Origin of the sequence: Streptomyces sp. SID12488 (assembly GCF_010548275.1) — a bacterium.
In the GTDB taxonomy this organism is placed as follows: Bacteria; Actinomycetota; Actinomycetes; order Streptomycetales; family Streptomycetaceae; genus Streptomyces.
This window is the reverse complement of the sequence record NZ_JAAGLT010000006.1, coordinates 133,480-156,810: the sequence shown is the minus strand read 5'-3', so window position 1 is coordinate 156,810 and position 23,331 is coordinate 133,480. Positions and strand designations below refer to the sequence as shown.

27 protein-coding genes and 1 pseudogene are annotated in these 23,331 nt (G+C 68.7%); 20 read left to right on the top strand and 8 right to left on the bottom strand.

The genetic code is table 11. The features are described 5' to 3' along the window. Positions 1-29 precede the first annotated feature (29 nt). Positions 30-1,748: a SpoIIE family protein phosphatase gene (locus G3I56_RS12400; RefSeq protein ID WP_164408977.1), complete on the bottom strand. Its 1,719-nt coding sequence runs from the start codon at positions 1,746-1,748 to the stop codon at positions 30-32. A gap of 292 nt (positions 1,749-2,040) precedes the next feature. Further along, on the bottom strand, positions 2,041-2,373 hold the full coding sequence (locus G3I56_RS12395) for a hypothetical protein (protein WP_164408976.1): 333 nt from the start codon (positions 2,371-2,373) through the stop codon (positions 2,041-2,043). Between the two features lie 108 nt (positions 2,374-2,481). Between G3I56_RS12395 and G3I56_RS12390 the strand changes: the two genes are divergently transcribed. From G3I56_RS12390 to G3I56_RS12380, 3 genes are all read left to right on the top strand, one after another. Next, entirely contained in the window at positions 2,482-3,462 is a 981-nt protein-coding gene (locus G3I56_RS12390; RefSeq protein WP_164408975.1) for a pyridoxal-phosphate dependent enzyme, read from the top strand. A gap of 378 nt (positions 3,463-3,840) precedes the next feature. After that, the gene (locus G3I56_RS12385) at positions 3,841-4,992 is read left to right on the top strand and encodes a sensor histidine kinase (RefSeq protein WP_164408974.1); all 1,152 of its coding nucleotides are present in this window, start codon (positions 3,841-3,843) and stop codon (positions 4,990-4,992) included. Next, positions 4,989-5,654 (top strand): response regulator transcription factor, encoded by a 666-nt coding sequence (locus G3I56_RS12380; protein ID WP_164408973.1) that lies wholly within the window; start codon positions 4,989-4,991, stop codon positions 5,652-5,654. Before G3I56_RS12385 ends, G3I56_RS12380 begins: the two co-directional genes overlap by 4 nt. A 298-nt stretch (positions 5,655-5,952) precedes the next feature. Here G3I56_RS12380 and G3I56_RS12375 read toward each other — a convergent pair whose 3' ends face one another. Both G3I56_RS12375 and G3I56_RS12370 read right to left on the bottom strand, forming a co-directional pair. Further along, complete coding sequence (locus G3I56_RS12375) at positions 5,953-6,114, bottom strand: DUF805 domain-containing protein (RefSeq protein ID WP_164408972.1); 162 nt, start codon at positions 6,112-6,114, stop codon at positions 5,953-5,955. Positions 6,115-6,210: 96 nt separating this feature from the next. Beyond that, entirely contained in the window at positions 6,211-6,543 is a 333-nt protein-coding gene (locus G3I56_RS12370) for a hypothetical protein (protein ID WP_203689734.1), read from the bottom strand. A 348-nt stretch (positions 6,544-6,891) separates the two neighbouring features. Between G3I56_RS12370 and G3I56_RS12365 the strand changes: the two genes are divergently transcribed. From G3I56_RS12365 to G3I56_RS12325, 9 genes and pseudogenes are all read left to right on the top strand, one after another. Then, a complete protein-coding gene (locus tag G3I56_RS12365; RefSeq protein ID WP_164408971.1) occupies positions 6,892-7,218 on the top strand; it encodes a gas vesicle protein in 327 nt (108 codons plus the stop codon). 214 nt (positions 7,219-7,432) lie between these two features. Then, positions 7,433-7,654, top strand: a pseudogene (gvpJ, locus tag G3I56_RS12360) (gas vesicle protein GvpJ); the annotation flags it as partial. 687 nt (positions 7,655-8,341) lie between these two features. Then, the gene (locus tag G3I56_RS12355; RefSeq protein ID WP_164408970.1) at positions 8,342-9,055 is read left to right on the top strand and encodes a GvpL/GvpF family gas vesicle protein; all 714 of its coding nucleotides are present in this window, start codon (positions 8,342-8,344) and stop codon (positions 9,053-9,055) included. 70 nt (positions 9,056-9,125) lie between these two features. Beyond that, positions 9,126-9,413 carry a gas vesicle protein GvpG gene (locus tag G3I56_RS12350; RefSeq protein WP_164408969.1) on the top strand — a complete coding sequence of 96 codons (288 nt, stop codon included), beginning with the start codon at positions 9,126-9,128 and terminating at the stop codon, positions 9,411-9,413. Continuing rightward, positions 9,410-9,775: a gas vesicle protein gene (locus tag G3I56_RS12345; protein ID WP_343239927.1), complete on the top strand. Its 366-nt coding sequence runs from the start codon at positions 9,410-9,412 to the stop codon at positions 9,773-9,775. Before G3I56_RS12350 ends, G3I56_RS12345 begins: the two co-directional genes overlap by 4 nt. Continuing rightward, complete coding sequence (locus G3I56_RS12340) at positions 9,765-10,610, top strand: GvpL/GvpF family gas vesicle protein (protein ID WP_164408968.1); 846 nt, start codon at positions 9,765-9,767, stop codon at positions 10,608-10,610. Before G3I56_RS12345 ends, G3I56_RS12340 begins: the two co-directional genes overlap by 11 nt. Beyond that, positions 10,607-10,792, top strand: a complete 186-nt coding sequence (locus G3I56_RS43745) for a gas vesicle protein (RefSeq protein ID WP_164408967.1) — start codon at positions 10,607-10,609, stop codon at positions 10,790-10,792. The genes G3I56_RS12340 and G3I56_RS43745 overlap by 4 nt, the downstream gene beginning before the upstream one ends. Further along, on the top strand, positions 10,789-11,130 hold the full coding sequence (locus G3I56_RS43740) for a gas vesicle protein K (protein ID WP_164408966.1): 342 nt from the start codon (positions 10,789-10,791) through the stop codon (positions 11,128-11,130). Before G3I56_RS43745 ends, G3I56_RS43740 begins: the two co-directional genes overlap by 4 nt. 42 nt (positions 11,131-11,172) lie before the next feature. Beyond that, positions 11,173-11,382, top strand: coding sequence for a hypothetical protein (locus G3I56_RS12325; protein ID WP_239134842.1), 210 nt, complete (start codon positions 11,173-11,175; stop codon positions 11,380-11,382). A 134-nt stretch (positions 11,383-11,516) separates the two neighbouring features. On the opposite strand, the gene G3I56_RS12320 is transcribed toward G3I56_RS12325, so the two are convergent. Continuing rightward, a complete protein-coding gene (locus G3I56_RS12320) occupies positions 11,517-12,353 on the bottom strand; it encodes a hypothetical protein (protein WP_164408965.1) in 837 nt (278 codons plus the stop codon). A gap of 166 nt (positions 12,354-12,519) precedes the next feature. Between G3I56_RS12320 and G3I56_RS12315 the strand changes: the two genes are divergently transcribed. The 3 genes from G3I56_RS12315 (at position 12,520) to G3I56_RS12305 (ending at position 15,850) form a co-directional block, all read left to right on the top strand. Next, positions 12,520-12,762, top strand: a complete 243-nt coding sequence (locus tag G3I56_RS12315) for a DUF6411 family protein (protein ID WP_164408964.1) — start codon at positions 12,520-12,522, stop codon at positions 12,760-12,762. A gap of 136 nt (positions 12,763-12,898) precedes the next feature. Continuing rightward, positions 12,899-13,855, top strand: a complete 957-nt coding sequence (gene ppk2 / locus G3I56_RS12310) for a polyphosphate kinase 2 (protein ID WP_164408963.1) — start codon at positions 12,899-12,901, stop codon at positions 13,853-13,855. 360 nt (positions 13,856-14,215) lie between these two features. Continuing rightward, the gene (locus G3I56_RS12305) at positions 14,216-15,850 is read left to right on the top strand and encodes an alpha/beta hydrolase (RefSeq protein WP_164408962.1); all 1,635 of its coding nucleotides are present in this window, start codon (positions 14,216-14,218) and stop codon (positions 15,848-15,850) included. An 89-nt stretch (positions 15,851-15,939) separates the two neighbouring features. On the opposite strand, the gene G3I56_RS12300 is transcribed toward G3I56_RS12305, so the two are convergent. After that, positions 15,940-16,311: a metalloregulator ArsR/SmtB family transcription factor gene (locus tag G3I56_RS12300; protein WP_164408961.1), complete on the bottom strand. Its 372-nt coding sequence runs from the start codon at positions 16,309-16,311 to the stop codon at positions 15,940-15,942. A 199-nt stretch (positions 16,312-16,510) separates the two neighbouring features. Then, the gene (locus tag G3I56_RS12295; RefSeq protein ID WP_164409160.1) at positions 16,511-16,885 is read right to left on the bottom strand and encodes a hypothetical protein; all 375 of its coding nucleotides are present in this window, start codon (positions 16,883-16,885) and stop codon (positions 16,511-16,513) included. A 482-nt stretch (positions 16,886-17,367) separates the two neighbouring features. Here G3I56_RS12295 and G3I56_RS43175 point away from each other — a divergent pair, with 482 nt between their 5' ends. The 4 genes from G3I56_RS43175 to G3I56_RS12280 all read left to right on the top strand — a co-directional run bounded on the left by G3I56_RS43175 (position 17,368) and on the right by G3I56_RS12280 (position 20,509). Beyond that, positions 17,368-17,538 (top strand): hypothetical protein, encoded by a 171-nt coding sequence (locus tag G3I56_RS43175; protein ID WP_203689731.1) that lies wholly within the window; start codon positions 17,368-17,370, stop codon positions 17,536-17,538. A gap of 451 nt (positions 17,539-17,989) precedes the next feature. Next, positions 17,990-18,274, top strand: coding sequence for a polyprenyl synthetase (locus G3I56_RS12290; protein ID WP_164408960.1), 285 nt, complete (start codon positions 17,990-17,992; stop codon positions 18,272-18,274). Beyond that, positions 18,267-19,319 (top strand): polyprenyl synthetase family protein, encoded by a 1,053-nt coding sequence (locus G3I56_RS12285; protein ID WP_343239926.1) that lies wholly within the window; start codon positions 18,267-18,269, stop codon positions 19,317-19,319. Before G3I56_RS12290 ends, G3I56_RS12285 begins: the two co-directional genes overlap by 8 nt. Before the next feature lie 26 nt (positions 19,320-19,345). Next, the gene (locus G3I56_RS12280; RefSeq protein ID WP_164408958.1) at positions 19,346-20,509 is read left to right on the top strand and encodes an oxygenase MpaB family protein; all 1,164 of its coding nucleotides are present in this window, start codon (positions 19,346-19,348) and stop codon (positions 20,507-20,509) included. Between the two features lie 173 nt (positions 20,510-20,682). On the opposite strand, the gene G3I56_RS12275 is transcribed toward G3I56_RS12280, so the two are convergent. Then, the gene (locus tag G3I56_RS12275) at positions 20,683-21,372 is read right to left on the bottom strand and encodes a condensation domain-containing protein (RefSeq protein WP_164408957.1); all 690 of its coding nucleotides are present in this window, start codon (positions 21,370-21,372) and stop codon (positions 20,683-20,685) included. Between the two features lie 465 nt (positions 21,373-21,837). On the opposite strand from G3I56_RS12275, the gene G3I56_RS12270 reads away from it, so the two are divergent. Continuing rightward, positions 21,838-23,016, top strand: a complete 1,179-nt coding sequence (locus G3I56_RS12270) for a PP2C family protein-serine/threonine phosphatase (protein ID WP_164408956.1) — start codon at positions 21,838-21,840, stop codon at positions 23,014-23,016. The last annotated feature ends 315 nt before the right edge of the window (positions 23,017-23,331 follow it).

Here is a 23,331-nt window from a genome sequence, read left to right as displayed (position 1 = left end):
ACGTGGCCGCCAAGGGTGCACGGGAGGCGTCACGTCCGGGTGGGTACCCGCAAGGCGAGGAGGGCGACGTCGTCGTCGTTGGCAAGGGGGCGGACCCGTTGCAGCAACTGATCGGTGAAGGACGCCAGTGGACGGTGGGCGAGGGCGGCGGCGTGCTGGCGCAGCCGGTGCAGGCCCTCGTCGAGGGTGTGGCCGGGCTCTTCGATCAGGCCGTCGGTGTACAGCAGGAGGGTGGAGCCGGGCGGCAGCAGGACGCTGGCGTCGGTGCGGGGCTTGTTGGATCCGGTGCCCAGCAGAATGCCGTGTCCGTTGGTGAGATAGTCGGCCAGGCCGTCGTGGCTGATCAACAGCGGCGGCGGGTGGCCGGCGTTGGTCCAGGACAGCTTCCATTGGCCGTCGTGGGTCTCTTCGAGCCGGGCGAGGATCATGGTGGCCATGGCGACGTCGGTGATGTGCAGGACCGCCTCGTCGAGGCGTTCGACGATCTGGCTGGGGGGCTGTCGCAAGGCCCAGGCGTAGGCGCGGAGCATGTTGCGCACCTGCGCCATGCCGGCCGCGGCCTCCAGGTCGTGGCCGACGACGTCGCCGATGGCCAGCGCGGTGGCGCCGTCGGCCAGGGAGAAGGCGTCGTACCAGTCGCCCCCGACCTGTGACGCGTCGGGCGCGGGCAGGTAGCGGACCGTCATCTGCAACCCGGGCACGTGTGGCATCTGGGGCAGCAGGTGGTTCTGCATGGTCTCGGCGACCTTGCGCTGGCGCTGGTAGAGGCGCGCGTTGTCCAGGGCGAGGCCGGCGCGGCGGGCGATGTCCTCGATCAGGGGGAGATCGGGCGTGCCGAAGTCTCCCGGCTGCTTGGCGCGGCCCAGGGTCAGTGCTCCGAGGACCGCACGGGTGCTGCGGATGGGGGCGATGGCCGCTGAGTGAATGCCCGTGGCGTCGAACAGGCGGCGCTGTTCGACCGCGATGCCGGAATCCGGTGGCCCCTGGTAGGTCTGCGGGCCGGCCAGAGTCGAAGCGACCCCGCGCAGGGCCCGGGACAAGGGCATCGGGGACTCCTCGGGGATCGGTGGCATCGGTCCCTGCAGCTCCTCGTGGTGCACCAGGTCCTCACCGTCCATCTCGGCGACGACAGTACGCCACACCTCGTCGCGCTCCGTGATCAGGTCGATGATGGCCCAGTCCGCCAGTCGGGGCACCACCAGGGCCACCAGCCGCCGCAGTGCCTCTTCGGCATCGAGAGTGGAGGTCAGTTGTGTGGTGGTCGCGGCCAGCAGGGTGAGGCGTTCGAGTTCTGGCAGGAGTGTGGTCGCCGGCTGCGGGGCAGAGTCGGGTCCCCGCAGATGCCGGGGTTGGAAGAGGACGAGCGTGCTGGGTTCATGGTCAGCGAGGTCGAAGGGAGTTATCAGCCACGAGATGGGCAGCAGGGAGCCGTCCCCGCGTACGAAGTAGTCTTCGTCGGCCTGAGCGGTGCGTCCCGCGTGGAAAGCCTGCCGCATACGGCATTGGGTCCGGGGCAACGGGTGGCCGTGGGCGTCCCGGTGCAGTAGGTCGTGCGCGTCATGGCCGAGAAGATCTCCGGCCGGCCGGTCCAGAAACCGCTCGGTGCGGGTGTTGACGGCCAGGATGCGGCCTTGCTCGTCGACGAGGTAGGCCCCGGTCTTGATGGCTTCCAGTGTCTCGGTGAGTCCGGCTGCACGCGTCGCCAGGGTTCGTTTCCCGTGGTTCTCCGTATGCTCTGGGCCTTCCATGCGCTGATCTCCCTAGTTGACTTGCGGCACGCTCGCTTGACGGTCTCTGCCTTTCCGACTGCCCCGGTGTCGGCGAATTCAGCCTCGATCCGGCTTGCGGATGGCTGACCTGCGCCCACGGCCGGAGCTCGGCGGCCAGCCTGCCTGCACCGCGGGACCTCGCGGCCACCACCCAGGTCGTCCTGCCATTCACCACTTCAATCGGGAGTCGCCTGCTGCCGTTCCTGCCCGACACAGCCGGTCTGCGAGTGCAGGCACTGCACCCCGATGACGCGGCCATGCGAACCAGCGGTCAGTCACCGATGAACCACAGGTAGCTGCCCGGCGTCGCCACACACGCTTCAAGAAGCTCGGCAAGGTCAAGCAGGGCCGCCTTCTCCTCCTTGCCGGTGCACCGCTGTTGCAGAGCGTCGACTTCCTGACGGGCGACCTGGGCTTCCTGCTCGTTGAACAGAGTGTCGCCGTAGGGGTCCACCCAGCCCAGCTTGCCCGAATTGTGCCGGTCGAGTGTCCTCAGCGCCTTCGCCAACGCTTCACCGTGCTCGTAGGAGTGTCGCAGCAAGGTCTCCCGGGACCTCGCCCTGCGCGTGGGCCGCTCCGCGTGCAGCTCCAGTTCAATCCCCATGACCCCTCTTTCGGCCTCGGACACCGAAGTTTCGCAGAGCGCGAACGTACACCTGTCCGCAGTCGGTGCGGAGGGGGAACAACGCCGGTGCGGCTACGCTGCGGTGTCATGCAGGAGACGCGCCTCGACACTGCTCGGATCCGGGCGGCACGCCGGGTGGTCGATCCGGTCTTTCTCGACACTCCGCTGTACCGCTGCGAGGCGTTGGAGCCCGACCTCGGGTGCACGGTGAGCATCAAGCTCGAAACGGCGAACCCGGTCCGCAGCTTCAAGGCCCGAGGCACCGAGGTGGTCGCGAGTCGGCTCGCCGACAACGGCGCACGAGCAGCGGTGTGCGCCAGCGCGGGCAATCTTGGCCAGGCCCTCGCCTGGTCCGGTCGCGGCCGAGGGCTCGACGTGACCGTCGTGGCATCCCGCTTCGCGACTGTGGCCAAGCTCGATCGTATCCGCGCGTTGGACGCCAGGTTGGAACTGGTGGACGGTGACCATGAGTTGGCGCGCGAGCGGGCGTCGACCATCGCGCGGCACGAAGGCATTCGGCTGGTCGAGGACAGCCTGGACATCGAGACCTGCGAGGGCGCGGCGACCATCGGCCTGGAACTGGTGGACGCAGTACCGTCGTTCGACGCTGTCCTCATCGCTCTCGGCGGCGGGGCGCTGGCCACTGGTGTGGGCCATGTGCTGAAGGCCTTGGCGCCGGAAGTCGAGGTGATCTGCGTCCAGCCGCTGGGCGCACCGGCGATGACACACTCGTGGCGCCGCCGATGTGTCGTCACCACCGACTCGACCGACACCATCGCTGACGGCGTGGCCGGCAGGCGTCCGATCCCGGCCGTCCTGGACGACCTGCTCCTGGTCGCCGACGATGCCGTCCTGGTCCAGGAGTCGTCGATCATGGCCGGCATGCGAATGCTCCTCGACCACGCCGGCCTTGTCGTCGAACCGTCGGCCGCGCTCGGCATCGCGGCCATCCGCGAAGACCGTGACCGCTTCGCTGGCCGACATGTAGTGACCATCGTGTGCGGCAGCAACGTCGACGTGGACGCCTATCACCGCTGGGTCGGCGCGACACCCGGCCACAGGCCCTGACGATAGCCCGGCGGTCCCGTTTGTCCGTCCGCAGGCAGCTCATGTGCCGTGCGTGGCGAAATCGCCGCAATGACGGCCGCGAGAAGCGCGTTCACAAGGGATCGAATCGGGCCACGTTCCAAGACAGTTCTCGACACAGGACCTCCTTCTCTCAAGACATCGCAGGGGTCCGGGAGACCTCGACAGTGGCCGACGGCCGATGGCTGACGGCCGACGGACTTCGTGATCCCAGAACGTACGGTTCGCGGTGAACGAACTGCGTCCCATGCCAGGTTGAACTCCATGCAGACCGGTGCGGTACCCGCGAGGATCCTGCAACTTCTGTAGTAGCGCGGAAGTTTGACGTCCCGTCGGTTCGATCGGCCTTACGCTGCTGCGATGCGGATCCGCCCTCTTGCCGTCGACGCGCTGATCGTGGCGGCGCTGACCGGTGTGGCCCTGCTTCTGGGGCCGGAGGCCTCGCGTCAGGGGCAGAATCCGCTCGACGCGACCGCCTACGCGCTGGTGGTCCTGGTTCACCTGCCGCTTGTGCTCCGCGGCCGGGCCCCTGTCGTGGTCTGGTGCCTGGTGCACGCACTGTGGCTGCTGTACATCACGGCCGGTTACTGGCCTGTGGTATGCAGCTTCGGCCCCATGCTGGCCGTCTACACCGTCGCCTCCCAGCGAGCGGCACGCGTCTCCGTCCCCTGCGCCGCGCTGATGGGCGCGGTCTGGATCTACGCGGGCGCGGTCAACCACACCGACTCCTGGGCGTCCGTCGCCGCACAGGCGGTGGTCTACCCAGCGATGCTGTGGCGGTTCGGCGTCGTCGCCCGCCGCTCGACCGAGCTGGCCCGGGAGCTGCGCCAGGAACAGGCAGACCGGGCCCGGCGCGAGGTGGCCGAGGAACGGGGTCGGATCGCCCGTGAACTGCACGACGTGGTCGCCCACCACATGTCCGTGATCTCCGTACAGGCCGGTCTCGCCCGGTTCGTCTTCGACACCGACCGCCACACCACGCGTACCGCGCTCGACACCATCGAGGCCACCGGCAAGGAGGCCCTCGACGAGCTGCGCCGCATGCTCCTGCTGCTGCGCGCCGCCGATGACGGTGCCCCCGCCGGCCCGATGCCGGGCCTGGCCCGCCTCGGCGAGATGACCGAGCGCGTACGCACCGCCGGGGTCCCGGTCACCCTCACCGTCGAGGGCATCGAGCGCCCGCTGGCCCCCGGCGTGGACCTGTGCGCGTACCGGGTGGCGCAGGAGGCACTCACCAACGTCCTCAAGCACGCGCCCGGCGCGAGCGCTCGGGTACGGCTCAGGTACGAACCGCACCAGGTGACTGTTTCGGTCACCGACGACGGCAAGGGGGTGATTCCAGCCAGAGTACGAACCGGCGGCGGACACGGCTTGCCCGGCATGCGCGAGCGGGCCAAGCTCTACGGCGGGCAGATCGACACCGGCCCGCAGGACCAGGGGGGCTTTGCCGTGCGGCTCATCCTGCCGACCTCCGCACGGGCCGCACAACAGGGGGACGACACCACCACATGACCACCGTGCTCGTCGTGGACGACCAGTTCCTCATCCGGGCCGGCCTGGTGGGGCTGCTGCGCGCGGCGCCCGGCATCGAGGTCGTCGGCGAGGCGAGCGACGGCGCGGAAAGCGTGAAGCTGGCCGCAGAGACCACCCCCGAGGTGATCCTGATGGACGTCCGCATGCCCGGCATGAACGGCATCGAGGCCACCGAACGCATCCTCGCCGGGGCCGGCGACCCCCCGCCCCGGATACTGATACTGACCACCTTCGACCTCGACGAGTACGTGTACGGCGCACTGCGCGCCGGAGCCAGCGGATTCCTCCTGAAGGACTCCGGCCCCGAACGGCTGCTCGCCGCCGTGACCGCCGTCGCAGGCGGAGACGCGCTCTTCGCCCCCAGCGTCACCCGCCGTCTGGTGGAGGCCTACGCCCGCCAGACCGCCTGCGAACAGCCCCCCGACCTGGACACGTTGACCGCCCGCGAACGGGAGGTCCTGAAACTGATCGCAGGCGGCCTGTCCAACCTGGAGATCGCTGACCGCCTCTACATCAGTGAGGCGACCGTCAAGACCCACCTCAACCGCACGATGACCAAACTCGACCTGGACAGCCGGGCGCAGGCCGTGGTGATCGCGTACGAATCAGGACTGGTGACCCCGGGCGGACAGATGCGCTAAGGTTGATCTTGCGCTGGTCGCCGCAACTCCGGGTGGCTGGTTGTGCGTCGGTGGTCCAAGGAAAGACGCCCCGCTTCCTGCGGGGAGATGCAGGTGCAAGGCCTGCCCGGCGCTCGATCAAAAGGCCCGTCCGTACACCGGACGGGCCTTTGTTCTTCCCTGGGCGCCACAACAGGACATGCCGGCCGCGGAGTTCGCTCCGCTGCCGACCGTGGGAGCCGCCCTGCCGCGCACCGTCGGGCGGCTGCTGATCTCCCGTACGACGGGCGGCCCGGCGGCGGTTGTACCTGTGGCCGACTCAGCCGACGGGGTGGCCGACGGGCTTGGGGGATGGGCCGTACCGGTTGGCGCCTGAGGTGCCGTCCACCGTCATGCCCACGAGAAAGATGATGGGGCCGACGACCGGGAACAGAGCGGTGAGGCACGTGCGTACCGCGTCGGCGAACGGTATGTCGGTCACTGGGGGATCCTTCCGCCCGGGACTCTGATAGGGCAATCCGTTTCTCCCGCGGCCGGCGCGGCACCAAAAATGGAAAGGCCGCTCCGATTCTTTGGGTCAGGGCTCGGTTCGGCACACCGGCCGGTACGGAGCGTCCGGTACGTACGTGCGCCACACGGCTCGGCTCGGTCCGGCCCCGCCTGCACGGGCGCACACCCGGGCCAGGGCATGGCTGGGCGCTGTGTCGTACCGCTGGAGGGGCACATGGGCACTGCCCGCGTACAGGGTGGTGCCGCCGGCGCCGAACGCGAGTGTGCGTATGGTCTCGCCGGGAGTGGTGAGTGGTCCGCCGAGCGGCTCCTCAAGAGAGAGTCGGCCGAGCAGCCGGCGGAGAAGAAGAGAAGTCACCGGCGCTGGCCGGCGCCGCTGCTGAGCCTGGGCCTGGCTCAAGCTCCTGGCTCCTCTCCTCCTGCTGGCCTCCCCGGGCACCGCCTCCGCGCAGCCGTGGTGCTTCCGCGTCCGGACCAAGGGTTTGCTGGCGCGTGGACGTGGCCGGATTGTCCTTCGGTGGGCCCCTGTGGGTGCAGTTGGTGCGAGTGGCGGGTGGGGTCGCGAAAATTCGTGTGCTTAATGTGGCGGACTTGTGGGTACCGCGTGGACATGACGTGTTGAGATCATGTGTACAACGCTTGGTGAGTCGGAGCATGTCGGACGTGGCGCTCGGGGGACGCGCGAAAGGCCTGCTGACCCGTTGTCACCGGGTGCACGTACTTTCCAGTTGGACGGACCGGACGAACTATGAGCACGAGCGACTTACCCGACCCGGCGTCACACTCGGCGCCCACGCCCCCCGCCGCCGGGACCCCGGTGGTCGGTGCCGTGGGCGCGATGCGCAACGCGCGCGCCCAACTCGCCGAACTCCTGGGCCGTACACCGGAGTCGGTATCGGCCATCAGCCGTGACGGGACGGGCTGGCAGGTCGACGTCGAGGTTGTGGAGCTGGAGCGCATCCCCGATTCCACCAGCGTCCTCGCTGTCTACCGAGTGAGACTGGACGCCGACGGTCTTCTTCTGGGCTACGCCCGCAGCCGCCGCTACACCCGAGGCCAGGTCGACCGGCAGTGACGGCGTGTGAGACGGCTCGCGCAGTGACCGACATACCGGTCCGTCGTCTCCTTTCGCGTGACGGGGACCCCTGGGCACGACTGCCTGGACCGCTGCCGCAGTGTCCAGGTCTGCCGCGCCCATTCCTCCGACCCGGTTGCGCCGGTCCGGGAGCTCACCGCCGGCGCCCGCCCCGTACACCCTCGCCCCCACCTCATGAGAGGGAACCTCACCGATGACCGTGCTGACCCAGACCGCCGCTCCCCGCGCCCAGAAGACCGACGGAGGCCTCTACGACATCCTTGACCTGATCCTTGACCGCGGCCTCGTGATCGATGTCTTCATCCGGGTGTCGGTGATCGGCATCGAGGTCCTGCGTATCGACATCCGCATTGTCATCGCCAGCGTCGACACCTACCTGCGCTTCGCGGCGGCGACCAACCGCCTCGACCTGGAGAACCGCGGTACTCCCGTGGTGGCGGCGCCCGCGGTGTTCGCGCCGGGCCTGCCCACTGCCGTGGCATCCGGAGGTCAGGTGGTCGGTACGCCGAGCTTCGCGGCAGCTCCTGCTCCCGGCGGTGTCGTCACGCAGGGGCAGCCGGTCACCGCCTGGCCGTCCGGCACCGGTGCGGCGGTCCCGGTCGTCGGGAACCTGGGACAGACGGTAGGACAGACGGTGGGGCAGGCACTCGGTACGGTCGGACAGACGGTCGGTGGCGTCGTGGGCGCCCTCACTCCGACGGTCGGGGGGCTGGTCGGCGGTGTGGCGCCGACGGTCGGGGGGCTGGTCGGCGGTGTGGCGCCGACGGTCGGGGGGCTGGTCGGCGGTGTGGCGCCGACGGTCGGGGGGCTGGTCGGCACGGTGGGGCAGACGGCCGGCACGGTGGTGGGGGCCGTCGCCCCGGCAGCGGCGACCGGGATGAGCACTGTGGTCCCGGCGGCCGGACTCGCGGTCCCCGTGGCGAATCCCGTGGTGTACGGCGCCGCCGAGATCGGTGCCGTGGAGCAGACGACGGCGCCCGCCGCGCAGGAAGGTGTCGACGCCTCGGGTACGACCGCGGCCGGACCCGAGCAGGCTCCCACCACCGCACGCGGCAGGACCCGGGGCGGCGGCAAGGGACAACAGGGCGGGGAGGTCTGACGAATGCCGCTCTACCTGTATGCGGTCACGGACGCGGACCATCCGCTGCCCGTCGACGGTGCCACCGGAATCGGGGCCTCGCCCGCACCCCTGAGGGCGGTGCGCGCCGCCCGGGTGGCCGCCGTCGTCAGCGAGGCACCGGCACAACTACGCGCCAAACGACGAGATCTGATCGCCCATCAGAACGTGCTGTTGATGCTCGGGGCCGCAGGCGCCGTGCTACCCCTGCGCTTCGGCACACTCGCCCCCGACGACGGCGCGGTGCGCCGCGCGCTGGCGGACCAGGAGTCGTTGTTCACCGAGCGGCTCCGAGAGGTCGGGGATCGCGTCGAATTCAATGTCAAGGCCCTGCAGGACGAGGACACCGCCCTGCGCGATGTCCTGCGGGACAGTGCGGAAGCCCGACGCCTGAGCGCCCTCACGCGGGACGGCGCAGGCTCGCACGACGACCAGGTGGCCCTCGGTACGGTCGTCGCAGCCGGGGTCGAGGCACTGCAGGCGCAGCACGCCCTGGACATCACCCGCCGACTGGAGCCGCTGGCTCACCGCACCGCCGCCGGTGATCCGACGGGTGAGGTGTTCCTGAACCTGAGCCTGCTGATCGAACGCGGACGGGCCGACGCGTTCGCCGCGTCCGTGGGCCAGATCGCCGAGAGCCTCGGGCACGGGCTGGAACTCCGGGTGACCGGACCTCTTCCGCCCTACAGCTTTGTCTGACCGTGTAACCGCGTAGCCGCACCTCTCCCCACCACCACCGACACCTCCCGACCGGAAGGAGACCGCCGTAATGGGTCTGCTGAGTGGCCTGCTCGGACTGCCACTGGCTCCGCTGCGCGGGGTCGGCTGGGTGCTGGAACAGGTGGTGCAGGAAGCGGAGCGGCAGTACGCCGACCCGGCCCCCATCCACCGTGAGCTGGCCGAACTGGAGACTGATCTGCTGGCCGGCCGTATCACCGAGGAGGAGTTCAGCCTTCGGGAGGACGAACTCCTGGATCGTCTGGAACAGATCACGACCGGCAGCGGCGAGGATTCGGCCGGCTCCGACGGTCCGGCACTACAGGAAGGTCCTCAGTGACCGACGCTCTCACGCGGCGGTCAGGCGCCTTGTCGCCCCAACCGGGCGGCGCAGGCAATCTGGCCGACATTCTGGAACGCGTCCTCGACAAAGGGGTCGTGATCGCAGGGGACATCAAGATCAACCTGCTCGACATCGAACTCCTCACCATCAAACTGCGGTTGCTCGTCGTCTCCGTCGACACCGCGCGCGAGATGGGCATCGACTGGTGGGAGCACGACCCGACGCTGTCCTCCCGCGCCGTACGTCCCGCCCCGTCACCCGACCCCGCCCGCACAGCGGAACTCGCCGCCGAGAACGCACGCCTTCGTGCCGAACTCCAGTCGCTCAACGCCCGGTTGAAGGAACCCGATGATCTCTGAGCACGACACCGCGCCTCCGGCAGACCTCACCGACGCGGTCTACGCGTACGCGGTACTGCTGCGGAACGAGGCGGCCGAGCTGGCCGTCCGAGACCTGAGCGGCGTCGACGGGCTCCCGGTACGGATCCTGCGCGGTGCCGGCACAGCCGCAGTCGTCAGCGACGTACCCGCCGAAGCCTTCACCGAAGAGGCCATCGCGCAGCGGCTCGACGACATCAACGACCTGGAACGCCTGGCCCGCGACCATCACCAGGTGATCGCCGCCCTGGCCGCCCGAACGGCGGTACTACCCCTCCGGCTGGCCACGGTGTACATCGACGACGGCAGCCTGCTGCGACGTCTGCACGCCGACGCCGGCCACTTCCGTAGCACCTTGAACCGGCTGGAGGGCCACGACGAATGGGGCGTCAAGATCTACGCCCACCCGCCGACCGCCACCCCGTCCCCGGGAGACCGGCCACGCTCCGGGCGTGACTACCTTCGTGCGCGCCGCACAAGCCGGGACGGCCACGACCTGGCCCTTCGGACGGCCGCCGACCTCGGCGCACGGGTGGACCGTATGCTCGCGGAAGCGAACCTGGCCAGTGACGTACGGCACCATCGTCCCCAGCCGGCCACCCTGTCCGCGAAACCGGGGGAGAACGTCGTCAACGCGGCCTACCTCGTCCCGCGAAAGCACACGCGGAGCTTCCAGGACCGCGTGGAAGTGCTCGCCGCCGGGACTGCCGGCGTCCGACTTGAGATCACCGGACCCTGGGCCCCGTACTCCTTCGCCTCGCCCCCACCGGAACAGGCCGAAACGACGGACCCCGCGATCCCGCAGACAACGCCGTGACGGCCGGTGGCCTGCCCCACGCGGAGGTCGCTCTGGTCGATCTCCTCGACCGGCTCCTCGCCGGCGGTGTCGTCATCACGGGAGACCTCAGCCTCTGCATCGCCGACGTGGAACTGGTCCGCATCTCCCTGCGTGCCCTGCTCACCTCGGTCGAGGCGGCCTCGGAAGGAATCCTGACGTGACATCACACGGCGAGCCCGGACCCGGGACGGCACCCCACCCCGGAGAGTCCGCGGCCCGACGCCTCGACCTGGACAAGGACACGGTCGAACGCGACCTCGTCCGACTGGTGCTCACCGTCGTGGAGTTGCTGCGACAGCTCATGGAACGGCAGGCCATCCGCCGGGTCGAAAAGAACGACCTGACCGAGGAACAGGAGGAACGCATCGGCATGACGCTCATGATCCTCGACGACCGCATGACCGAACTGCGCGAGCGCTACGGACTGAGCCCCGAAGACCTGAACCTCGACCTCGGCCCACTCGGCCCCCTCCTGCCGCGACAGGAGGGGCACTACTGAGTGTACGAAAGGTCACCGGCTGGCACCCGTCACCCCGCGACTTTGAGCGAGGCAGAGCGCGCCGACCCGAGGGACGTCCTGGCCGGCTGCCCCGAATGGGACACCGGTGCCGAAAATGTCCGCTACTTCGGTGAGGCCCTCGCCATCCGCCTCGGCTCCACGCTCCCCGCCTGGATCAATGCCGTCGATGCCAGCCGACTGCCCGCCTCACCAACGTCGCACTCCATCTGCTCAGGGATCTCGACACGGTGACCGCCGGATTCACCCTGCACCGGAGTTCCGGTGGCACCGCAGGCGGAGTGAACCGATCAAGTCGACCTGCACGCCGGAACCATCACCGCCTGCGCACCTGCCGGCGTCAGTCGAGGTGACCGGCGGTGTGCCGCTCAGGTGCGGGGTGAGACGCCCAGGAACCGGTGGATGGAGGTTGTCATGCTGGCGACGAAGGTGTCACGGGTCGGGTCGTCGACACGGTCCAGGGACAGGTAGGGGTTGAGGTCTTCCAGCTCGACCAGGAGAAGGTCGCCCTCCTGGGTACGGCAGGCGTCCACGCGCTGGATGCCGTGATCGAGGGTGTTCCAGTCGATGAAGCGGCGGGCGAAACCGAGATCGGCTTCCGTGGGCTGGTAGGGCTCAAGGACCCAGCGCCGGTCGGGGTCGGGGGCGTGGAGGGCGTACTGGAAGGCGTCGTCGACGTAGTAGAACGACACCTCATAGCGGAAGTCGATGCGGGGCTGAACCAGGATGTCGCCGTAGTGGAGGCCGTCCAGCTGGTCGCGGGAGACGAAGCTGAGGCCGATGGAGTCCGCCCCTGCCTTCGGCTTGACCACGTACTGGTCGGTCCCGGGCAGCGCGCCGAGGTCCTGGGGCCGGTCGACGGTGGGGATGACAGGGTATCCGGCTGCGGTCAGGTCCAGCAGGTACTGCTTGCCGGCCATATCGGCCCGGCCGGACAGCGGGTTGTAGACCCGGGTGCCACGCGCTGCGGCCTGGTCCCGGAAAGCGTCGTACTCCTTCTGGTAGTGCAGCACAGGGCCGCTGTTGCGGACCACAACCGCGTCAAAGGCGTCCATGAGAGCGGCGGCATCCAGCGGGTGGCACAAAGCGATCTCGAAGTCGTTCCGCAGCCGCGACGACAGGAAGATGTCCTCGTCGCAGTAACGCCGCCCCCGGGCCTGGTAGGCGAGATCGGTCACGAACAGAACGCTGGGGCGGCCGGGCACGGGGCATCTCCTGGGTCGGTGGCCACCAACCTACCTGCGCCGCCGAACACTGCCCCCTGCGATTCGGGGAACACCGCTGCGGCAGAAGCCGCCAAGGGCGCCAGACACATAGAGGGATCGTGACGGGGCACTCGTTGTTCTCCCGACCAGAACGAGGAGCTGACTCATGATCATCGCCGCAGTCATCGGAGTATGTGTGGTCCTGGCCGTGCTGGCCTTCTTCGTCCCGCGCTTCTCCCGCCATCCCGAACGCGGCACGCAGCGTACGCTCGGCGTCGGCGCGCGGGCCGGCGGCAAGGCGCCCGGCATCCTGGGCCGGATCTTCAGTAAGCCGTTCCACACGAGTTCCCGCGCCGTGGGCCGCAGCGGCTCGGCCGGTCGTCGCACCCGCCGCCGCATGCCCTTCTGACCTCGCCGAGGCCATGCCGATCGGCGCGACTGTCCGGGGCAGGTGAAGTCTCCATGGCTGGAGCCGGATCCTGCCCGGACAGCCGAAGGGCGCATACACCAGTACTCAGCACACAGGCTCATCGGGGAGTGGTGTCATGAACGGTGAACAGGCCGACAGGCTGTTGGACGGGCTGACCGTGGACACCAGCCGAGAAGAGCGACCGATCCTGCTGGACGGGGCCGGCCGCCCCCTCAAGAGCTGGCGCGAGAACCACCCCTACGGCCGCAAGGTCGGCCGCGTCGAGTACGAGCGGGTCAAGCGCGTCCTGCAGATCGAGCTGCTCAAACTCCAGCGGTGGGTCAAGGACACCGGCGCACGCGTGATCGTCGTGTGTGAAGGGCGGGACGCGGCGGGCAAGGGCGGCACCATCCAACGCCTCACCGAGCGCCTCAACCCCCGCGGCGCACGGGTTGTGGCCCTGGACAAGCCCACCGAGCAGGAGTCGGGGCAGTGGTACTTCCAGCGGTACGTCCAACATCTGCCGACAGCCGGAGAGATCGTCTTCTTCGACCGCTCCTGGTACAACCGGGCCGGTGTGGAGCGTGTGATGGGCTACTGCTCGAAGGACCAGTACGAGCTGTTCCTCGAGCAGTGCCCGGCCTTCGAGCGGATGCTCGTCGACGACGGCATCCTGCTGGTCAAGTTCTGGTTCTCCGTGTCCCGCGCCGAGCAGCGCACCCGATTCGCCATCCGGCAGGTCGACCCGGTGCGCCAGTGGAAACTGTCGCCCACCGACCTGGCCTCGCTCGACCAGTGGGACGACTACACCGGGGCCAAGGTCGACATGTTCCGCGCCACCGACACCGAACGCGCCCCGTGGACCGTCGTCAAGAGCAACGACAAACGCCGTGCCAGGCTGGAAGCCATGCGCAGCCTGTTGTCCCGCATCGACTACACCAGCAAGGATCCCGAGGCGGTCGGCACCCCCGACCCGCTCATCGTCGGCGCCGCCAACACCCTCCTGGAGCCCGGCGAGGAGGACACCGTTCTCTCGCCCACTCCTCTGGCCGTTCGCACCAGCGGGCCTGGCAGCCACCCCGAATCCACCTGACGCTCCGACCGAGGCGGTCGTCCGGCTGTACGGTTCTGCCGACGGACTGCGCGGTCTTGTAGTGGTGGGACCACGAGCACCCGGACCTGCCGCGCAAGGTCGCGCGCAGTGTTGGCAGTTCGCGGTCCCGAGGTGACAGCAGGCCGCCGTTGACCAGGGTGGCAGCGGGTAGAGGGCGACAACGGTTCGACCCGGGGGTGTGCGTCGCCTCATGTCATGTGTTGCCTCCAGTGGGGTGGAAGGCGAAGAAAATTTGATCGGCGTGGCACCGTTCTCGCTTCTTTTCCGTCTGTTCAGATAGCCGAACTCACGCTGCACAGTGAGCGCTTGGCGAAATGCTGACCCACGGGGAAGGAAAGCATGACCACTCCACGACGCAAACCGAGATACTCCGGACGGCTCGCAGCCGTCGGAGTCGCGCTGACCGCACTCATGGCTGCCGTGACGGGCACGGCGACCCAGGTTGCGGCTTCGTCGAAGCCGTCCGAGAAGCCGCCCGTGCCGTCGCTCGCCTGGACCGACTGCCAGGGCGGCTTCGAGTGTGCGAACGCCGACGTTCCGCTCGACTACCGCAAGCCGCACGGCAAGACCATCACTCTCGCGGTGGTCCGTAAGCAGGCCGCGGATCAGACGAAGCGCAAGGGCACCCTGTTCATGCAGCCGGGAGGGCCCGGCAACTCCGGTGTGGACTTCGTGCGGAACAACTACGCGGACCTGCCCGCCGCACTGCGCGACTCCTTCGACGTCTTCGGCTACGACGTCCGCGGCGTCGGCCGCAGTTCGCCGCTGACCTGCTTCGACGACGCGAGGTACACGCGAGCCGTCACGGAGGCGAAGGGCGTGCCCGGCCCGGACGCCTTCGAGCCGGCGCTGCGCCAGGCCGCCGAATTCGACCAGGCCTGCGTGGACAACACGGGCGAGCTGCTGCCCTACATCGGCACCGAATACGTCGCCCGGGACATCGACCTGCTGCGGGAGGCGCTCGGGGAGAAGCAACTCACTTACTACGGGCGGTCGTTCGGGTCGTACATCGGCACTGTCTACGCTGCCATGTTCCCGAAGCGGGTGCGAGCCCTGGCCCTCGACGGCGCGTACGACCCGGTGCACTACGCCAACCGCCCCTACGCCTACGACCGGCCGCAGTACCTGGCGCTGGACGGCGCGATGGGCCGCTTCCTGGACTGGTGCGCCGCCGATCAGGCCACCTGCGGGTTCGGCGACGGCAACCCGCGCGCGGCCTTCGAGAAGCTGAAGACAGACCTGGACGCCAACCCCGTCCCGACAGCGAACGGCGGCCGGGCCAACGGCTACACACTGGTCTACCGGCTGATGTTCAACATCAACGAGGGCAAGGTCATCTGGCCCGAGTTCGGCGCGGCACTGCGCAAGGCCCAGCTGCGGGACAACACGTCCTTCCTGCTGAGGCCACCGTCCCCGGCCAGCTTCGACTTCCTGGGCCCGAACGTGGCTGTCGAGTGCGTCGACCGGGAGTACCCGCGCGACCTGCGTCTGCTGAAGCGGAACGTCACGGCCTTCGCGAAGGCGGCGCCGCTGCTCGGCCCGGCGATGGCGTACGGACCTCCCACGTACGACCACCAGCACGCCACCGCCTGCGTCCAGTGGCCCGGCGAGCACGTCAGCCGCTACGACGGCTCCTACCGGGCGAAGGGCTCGGCACCGATCCTCGTCCTCGGAACCACCGGCGACCCGGACACCCCGTACCAGGACGCGGTGGCGCTGTCCCGGCAGCTCGACAATGCCTCGCTGCTCACCTTCCAGGCAGAGGGGCACACGGCGTTCGGGCGCAGTGCCTGCGCGACGGACGCGGTCATCAACTACCTGGTGGACCGTAAGATCCCGGCCTCGGGCACGACTTGTGCGGACGAGACGCAGCCGCCCTCCTCCACACCGAAGACGGCCCCGCCTGGTACGACGCTCAGTGAACTCCGTAACGGCGTCGACGAGCGCGTCGAGCGCATCGGCTCGGTGAGCTGACGTTCCCGACCCCGACCCCGAGGCGCCGGCCTGTCAGGACCGGCGCCTCGGGCTTTGTCGCCGGCCGCGCAGCTACAGGGCCCAGGGAATCAGGAGCGTCGGTCGGATCCGCCCGGGGTGAGGGCCGGCAAGGGGTCTGCCTGCTGGAGTTCGGCGAGCAACTCGCCCTGGCCGGTGATCAGTTCGGTCAGGATCCGGCGAGCCGCGCGCAGGAGTTCGGCCACATCGCCGCCGGCCAGGGCGTAGCTGACGGTGGAGCCCTCCCGGATGGACACCACGATCCCCGAGCGGCGCAGTACGGCCAGTTGCTGGGAGAGGTTGGACGGTTCGATCTCGATCTCGCCGAGCAGGTCGCGCACGGGGACGGGGCCGTTCTGTAGGAGTTCCAGGACCCGGATGCGTACCGGGTGGCCGAGCATCCGGAAGAACTCGGCCTTGGCCTGGTAGAGGGGGACCTGCATGGTGAATCGCTCGCTCCCTGCCGCATTCGACTGGCTGCATCCGGGCTCGGTGGCCCTGTGCGTGCCACCGCAGGCGGTCCTGCGGACCGATCCTCGTGCATCCGGCCTCGCACGCCCACGGGATTGAGCTGATCCGGATGTGCCCAGTTGAAGAAATCTTCAAGTCGTGGGCGTGCGAGGCCATGGAGAACGCGGCGTTCTACACGTCCAGTTGGCCTTCGACACTCTTGAGCTGGTGGCGGGCCATCGCGAGGTTCGACTTCTTCGCGTCGAGCACGAGGTAGAGGAACAATCCGTTGCCGCCGCGGCCCTTGAGCGGCCGGAGGATGTGGTACTGGCCGGCGAGTGTGATCAGGATGTCCTCGATCTCACCCTTGAGCCCGAGGTGTTCCATGGTGCGGGTCTTGGCCCGGATCACGTCCGTGTTGCCCGCCGCCGCGACGGTGAGGTCGAGGTCCTTGCTACCTCCGAGAGTGCCCAGCGCCATACCGCTGGTGTAGTCGACCAGAGCGGTTCCCAACGAGCCCTCGATCGAGGCCATGATCTCCTTGAGGCAAATCTCCACATTGCTGATACCGGCATCTCCTTATGGTCACTGCGAGGCTCGGGTGTCGCCTTCCTCGTCAATGTCCCGGACCTTACGTAGGGTCGGCGGCCGGCAACCTTGTTGTTCCTGTACTGGCCGAGTGGGCCTACGAAAAGTCGGGTGATGCTATATCCGCGACCTCCCATGCTCGGCGAATGACCGACAGTGTGAGCCTTGATCGCCTCTAATCCGTCGGCCGCAGGCAGTGGTTGAAACAGCTGCCATCAGGTCAGACCGGGGCAAGGTCACCGTGCGTTCCTTGGGTTGAACTGCCCCTTCGACAGGGAGACTTGCACGATGTCCTGCTGTCCGCCCGGAGTACTCACCCGCGGCGGATGAGCGCCCCGGCCGGACGGGCATGAGTTCACGACCCTCGACGGGCTGCGCCACGAGAACGGACACCATCGTCAGAGGTCTACGAAGGAAATACAGGGGCACACGGTTCTCACCTATTCGAGAGGAACCGCTCCATGCTTGGTATAGCTGCGGCAGTACTGTTTTTCATCGCGTTCCTGATCAACGCCGCCGACATCGCGACGAACGATGTCTTCGCTTCCACGAACGTCATGCTCCTCGGCCTGATGCTTCTCGCCCTGCACGTCGCGGGAATCGGGAACGGCTGGTCCGGCCGCAGGCGCTGACACAGTCAGAACCCGGGGTGGGGTGAGGCCATGACGACGCCTCACCCCACCCCTATGTCCCATACAGGTCCTGCGCGCGCTTTGGCCCTCTGGCCGAGCACGGCAGGTGAACGAAGGCCGTGCGTTGCTCAGCCGGATCGGCGCCCGCACCACACCGGAGGCGGGACTCGGCGTGGACAGCAGGACTGTGCGCAGAACTGCAGACAGGTCCCGTCGTTCAGCCGCCACTCCAGGCGAGCACAGCTCCCCAGGATGGGATGCACCTGTCCCGTACAGGTGCATCCTCCAGCCTGTCGGGATCTTTGAAGAAGATCACTCGATGGTGCATTAGGGCTGCCTGGAGTGCGTTTGATGGCCAGACTCGAAGCGCGTCGTGCCGAACGCCGCAACGCGCTGCTCTGTGCCGGCAGGCCGGAGCCGTGGCGGGTCCTGCCGTGCTGGGAGACAAGCTGTGACACACCATGACGGTCGCAAGCCGGGCCTGACCGAGGACACGGTGGCCCTGATGGCCGACCTTGCCGATCTGGCGGTATGCGGGTTGAGCAGCGCGCTGGGAAGTGTCAGTGGCTTGCTGCGCCGCGCGGATCTGGGGGACCTGCTGGCTGACGGTCAGGAGGAGACCAAGGCGCGGGGCCGTCTCCTCCTGGACCGGCATGGGGCTTCACCGCCGGCTCACCTGGAGGTGCTCGCCCGTACCGTCACCGCCCGGAGTCAGGGGGAGAACGGCGGTGAGTGAACGGGACGAGCACGTCTTGCTGAAGCAGCGTGTCGACCAGGTCCTCAGCGCGTTCGTCACCGCGGAAGCACAGGCGCTGGCCGACATCGATGTCTGTCTGGCGCCGGTCGCGGAACAGCTTCATGCCGCGACCGGGCACGGCAAGCGGCTCAGGGCGGCGTTCTGCTACTGGGGCTGGCGTGGGGCCGGCCAGCCCGACAGTGAGGCGCTCGTACGGGCTGCCGGCGCGATCGAGCTGGTGCATGCGGCTGCTGTCGTGCACGACGATCTGATCGACCACAGCCGCACCCGGCACGGCCGGCCCACCGGGCACATCGCCCTGCGCGAGATCCTCACCGGTCATGCGCGGCCCAAGGCCGACGCCCGGGCCCTGGCCATGCTGGTGGGTGACCTGCTGATGTCAATGGCCGGGCAGCTGTTCGCCACCTCTGGCCTGCCCGGCGCCTTCCTGAGCAGGGCCCGGCCGCTGTGGGCGGTTCTGGCCCGTGAACTGGTGGCCGGAGAGTGCCTGGAAGTCCTGCGCACGGGAGCCGAGCCGGACCCGGACGCGTCGGTGAAGGTGATCCGCTACAAGACCGCCAAATACACCGTCGAACACCCTTTGCAGATCGGCGGCCTGCTCGCCGGTGCCTCACCGCGCCTGCTGCAGGCGTACAGCGAGTACGGCCTCCCCCTGGGTGAGGCGTTCCAGCTGCGCGACGACCTGCTGGGCCTGTTCGGCGATCCTGAGCAGACGGGCAAGGACCCGGCCGACGACCTGGCCGGGAACCGGCCCACCGCCCTGATGGCTCATGCCCTGACCTGCGCCACCAAGGCGGAACACGCCGAGCTGCACCACCTCCTCGGGCAGGCGGGCCTCAGCGAGGACCAGGTGGAACGGGTGCGGGAGATCACCCACCGCACCGGCGCCGTCGCCCGAGTCGAAGACATGATCACCGCTCGGCTGCGTGAAGCACACGACGCCCTGGCCGACGCCGATCTGACAGCCGAAGCGCGGCGCGCACTGTCGGCCCTGGTGACCGTCTCGGCGGCCCGCACGCACTGACCGGCCACCCCCACCGGAGGAGCACCATGACCTACACCCGAACGTCCATGGACGACCTGCGCACCGAAGGTGACGAACTCGCCGACGCCACCGTGGCGACACTGTTCGAGCGCGGAGAGGTCGGTAAGTTCAACACACTGATGCGCTACGTCTCCACTGTCGGACAGGACCTTCCCGAAGGGCTGCCCGACATCGCCCGCGAGTACCTGAACGCCACCAGCACGCCCCCGGCCTGGGTGGACTGGGGTGAGATGGAGAAGGCGCGGCTGTTCTTCATCGACAACAACGTGCACATCTCCACCGCACTGTCGTTCGCATCGATGCCCGCCTGCTACGTGCTGCCCCATGTGGCCAAGCTGCTGTCGTCCACCCATTCGCTGAAGTACCCCTCCAAGCGGATGGCGGAGACGGGCCAGTTCACCGTGTACCTCATGCAGCCCGACGCGTTCGAAGCCGGCAGCCGTTTCATCCCCGCAGCCCAGAAGGTGCGGTTGCTGCATGCCTCCATCCGCCACCACCTCAAGCGCGAGGACCGCTGGGACACCGCCGCCCTGGGCACGCCGATCTGCCAGGAGGACATGATCGGCGGGCAGATGATGTTCTCCATCCAGGTCCTCGACGCACTGCACCGGCTTGGCATTCACATGAGCGACGAGGGCGCCGAGGCCTACTACTACGCCTGGCGGGTGGTGGGCGCCGTCCTCGGCGTCGACCAGGAACATGTTCCCAAGGATCTGCAGGCAGCTCGCCAGTTCTCCGACCTGTACATGACCCGGCACATGGGCCCCAGCGAGGAAGGCGCCCAGCTCACCCGCCAGCTCATCGACCTCTACGAGGAAGTCGTGCCCGGCACCTTCTTCGACCCGATCGTTTCCGCCCTGATCCGCTATCTGATCGGCGACACCTGCGCCGACTGGCTGCAAGTGCCCCGCACCACCTGGGACACCGTCGTCAAGGCCGCTCCCGCCCTGCTGGGGGTGCTGGAAACCATTGAGGACCGCTCACCCCTGGCGGGCTGGGCCCTGGACCGACTCGGCCACCTGACCAGTGTCCTGGAACTGTCCTCCCTCACTCGTGGCCGCGTCATGCACTACGCCATCCCTGAACAGCTCAAGAGGGACTTCGGAGTCAGCACCGGCATCCCGCCCAAGAGCCGCTGGACCCCGCCGCCGGCGACCATCAGCCAGTAGCGACCACCAGCGGTCCGGGTGTGAGGCCGGGCTCGCTGTCACGTGTCCCTGGGACCGACCGGTCGGGACTTATTCGAAACGCGGCACGCGCACACCGTGGGATTCACCCAGCAGGTGAAATTGGTGCCGCGCGTCAGAAAAGGCGTGACGGTCGAGGGAGTCGTCTTGGCCACTCACGTTCCGGTAGTCCCGGTCGTTTCGGGAGAACCGTCCACAGAATCGTCCACGGAGCCGGTCTTCGCCCTCTTCCATGCCTCGCGGGCGCAGCAGCGGTCTGCGCGCAGCGGCTGCTCGGCCGGCACGAGGCGCTTCGCACCCGGTTCGCCCTGGGCGACGGGGAGCGTGCCCCGCCAGAAGGCCCGGTCGGCATCCCGGGCGTCGGAGGCGAGGCAGGCCTCCTCCTCGGCCACGATCTCCCGCCACGGCGCCGCGCCGGACGGCGGCACGGGTTCGCCGCTCATCAGCGCGGAGTAGTGCGCCGCGACCCGGCGGGCGATGAGGGTGCCGCTCACGCCGTCGGTGACGATGTGGAGGTAGCCCTGCATCCAGCAGAAGGACTCGGGCCCCGTGTGCACCAGCAACTGCCGGTGCACATCACCGGTCGCCGGGTCCATCGGCTGGTCCAGCTCGGCCCGTATGCGTGCCTCGGCGGCGGCGAGCGGGTCGGGGGCGCCGCTCACGTCGACGGTCTCCAGCCGGAACGGCGGCCGACCGGCCGGCCGCTGCCGCACCACACCGTCCGCCTCCGCGAAGCACATGCCGAGCGCCTCGGTCTCCGCCAGCATCCGGCGCAGCGCCTCCTTGGAGGAGTCCCGGGTCCACGGCTCCGCGGATTTCCAGGTCCTCGCCGACGGCGTAGGCACGGCGCAGAGGGCCCAGTTGCTGGGCGAACCAGACGCCGGCCTGCGCTGAGACCAGGGGCAGCGACCCCGCGGTCTTCAGCGGGCATGGGGTGGGTCTCCTCGGGTTCGTTCGACGACGACGCGAGAATCACCTGCCGTGATGTCCAACGGCCCTGAAAGTCCCAAGAATTCCCCTCTTGGCAGGGGGCGGGCCGGTCCCGAGCGTTCTCAGTCACGGGCACCCGTGACAACGCGTAGGCGCGGACCATGCCACCGTCGCGAGCCGCTGCCGAAGGTGATCCGCACCCCGCGACGGCACGTCTGCCTTGTGGGCGGGTGCCCCGCCCGGCTGCCCGAGGACACCGCCTGACGGACCAGGGACCCCCCCGTACCGACCTGGCCGGCTCTCTGACCAGGCAAAATCAACGAAGCAGGTGATGTTGCGCAGACTCGGGGAAGAAGGGCGGCAGCAGACAGGAGGTTGTCGTGACGGGTGAAGATCTGGAACTGGGCGAGTTGCTGGCCGCTGCGGAAGCGGCCCCGCCCGGTGAGTCCGTCGACGTGGTGGCACACGACCTGCAGAAGCGGTTCGGTGCCGAACGGGTGTCTTTCCTGTTCGTCGACCTGATCGGCCAGCGGCTGATTCGGCTCGCCGCGGCCGGCGACGAGGCCCTCGACGATGCCGGGCCGATCGCTCTGCGGGGAAGCGTCTACGACGCCGTTCTGCGGAGCCAGCGCCAGCACGTGGAACCGGACGGTCAGGGCGGGCGAAACGTCATCACGCCGGTCACCAACCGCGGTGACTGCATCGGTGTTCTGGAGGTGACTCTCCAGTCGGCCGACGACACCGTACTGCGCCAAGTCCGCAACGCCGCACACGCGTTGGCCTACATCATCGTCACCGACCGCCGTTTCACCGACCTGTACCACCTGGGCCGGCGTACCACCAAGCCCAGCCTGGCGGCCGAGATCCAGCATCAGTTGCTTCCCTCGGCACCCTGCTGCGAGGCGGAGCAGTTCACGCTGGCCGCCGGACTGGTCCCGGCCGACGACATCGGTGGCGACACCTACGACTACACGCTCGACCGCGACACCCTGCACCTGTCGATCACCGACGCCATGGGCCACGACACGGACTCCGCCCTGCTGGCCACCTTGCTGGTCGGCGCGCTGCGGCGGGCCCGCCGCAGCGGCTGCGACGCACTGAAGCAGGCCCGGCAGGCCCACGAGGCCCTGTTGCGCCACAGCCGTGGCCTGGCCACCGGACAGTTGCTGTGCGTCGACCTCGACACTGGCCTGTGCGAACTGGTCAACGCCGGCCATCCCCGGCCACTGCGGCTGCGCGGCGACGCCGTCGAAGAGCTGGAACTCGCCGTCAACCTGCCCTTCGGCGTGTCGGCACCCAGCTCCTACCGCCTGCAGGAACTGCAGCTGCGTCCGGGAGACCGCCTGGTCCTGCTCACCGACGGAATGCAGGAGCGCGGTGCAGCGGCCGTCGACCTGGCCGCGGTCGTTCACGACACCCGCGCGCTGCACCCGCGCGAAGCCGTCCGGAGCCTGACCGCCGCGGTGCTCGAAGCCTGTCACGGCAGCCTCAAGGACGACGCCACGGTCCTGATCCTGGACTGGCACGGCAATCGCAGGAGACCGGACGAAACGACGTAGTCCTGAACCACGTTGAGGTGAGGGCGACCCGGCGGGAGGTGGACCGGTCCCGGAACGGTTCACTGTTCGCCGACCGGAGATTGTCGGCCCAAGAACTTTTCGAATGCCGCTGACTGCTCGGCGTTCATGTATCCCTGGCGCGTGCACATGGCTTCCTTCGTGAGCCACGCCGCCAGGCGACCACCAGGTCCCCGACGCCGTCCCCATGGACGTCGGCGCCACGGTCGGCTCGGGGCCCGCCGCCGGTACGCCGCCGCTCACCGGCAGAGCAATGCGACCCGCACGAAGCGGTCTCCTGCTACAGCCGTGTAACAG

Bases quoted from the DNA above. Each gene is read 5' to 3' on its own strand.
- G3I56_RS12400 (WP_164408977.1), bottom strand. From the start codon at position 1,748: ATGGAAGGCCCAGAGCATACGGAGAACCACGGGAAACGAACCCTGGCG.
- G3I56_RS12395 (WP_164408976.1), bottom strand. From the start codon at position 2,373: ATGGGGATTGAACTGGAGCTGCACGCGGAGCGGCCCACGCGCAGGGCG.
- G3I56_RS12390 (WP_164408975.1), top strand. From the start codon at position 2,482: ATGCAGGAGACGCGCCTCGACACTGCTCGGATCCGGGCGGCACGCCGG.
- G3I56_RS12385 (WP_164408974.1), top strand. From the start codon at position 3,841: ATGCGGATCCGCCCTCTTGCCGTCGACGCGCTGATCGTGGCGGCGCTG.
- G3I56_RS12380 (WP_164408973.1), top strand. From the start codon at position 4,989: ATGACCACCGTGCTCGTCGTGGACGACCAGTTCCTCATCCGGGCCGGC.
- G3I56_RS12365 (WP_164408971.1), top strand. From the start codon at position 6,892: ATGAGCACGAGCGACTTACCCGACCCGGCGTCACACTCGGCGCCCACG.
- G3I56_RS12355 (WP_164408970.1), top strand. From the start codon at position 8,342: ATGCCGCTCTACCTGTATGCGGTCACGGACGCGGACCATCCGCTGCCC.
- G3I56_RS12350 (WP_164408969.1), top strand. From the start codon at position 9,126: ATGGGTCTGCTGAGTGGCCTGCTCGGACTGCCACTGGCTCCGCTGCGC.
- G3I56_RS12340 (WP_164408968.1), top strand. From the start codon at position 9,765: ATGATCTCTGAGCACGACACCGCGCCTCCGGCAGACCTCACCGACGCG.
- G3I56_RS12315 (WP_164408964.1), top strand. From the start codon at position 12,520: ATGATCATCGCCGCAGTCATCGGAGTATGTGTGGTCCTGGCCGTGCTG.
- ppk2 (WP_164408963.1), top strand. From the start codon at position 12,899: ATGAACGGTGAACAGGCCGACAGGCTGTTGGACGGGCTGACCGTGGAC.
- G3I56_RS12305 (WP_164408962.1), top strand. From the start codon at position 14,216: ATGACCACTCCACGACGCAAACCGAGATACTCCGGACGGCTCGCAGCC.
- G3I56_RS12300 (WP_164408961.1), bottom strand. From the start codon at position 16,311: ATGCAGGTCCCCCTCTACCAGGCCAAGGCCGAGTTCTTCCGGATGCTC.
- G3I56_RS43175 (WP_203689731.1), top strand. From the start codon at position 17,368: ATGCTTGGTATAGCTGCGGCAGTACTGTTTTTCATCGCGTTCCTGATC.
- G3I56_RS12280 (WP_164408958.1), top strand. From the start codon at position 19,346: ATGACCTACACCCGAACGTCCATGGACGACCTGCGCACCGAAGGTGAC.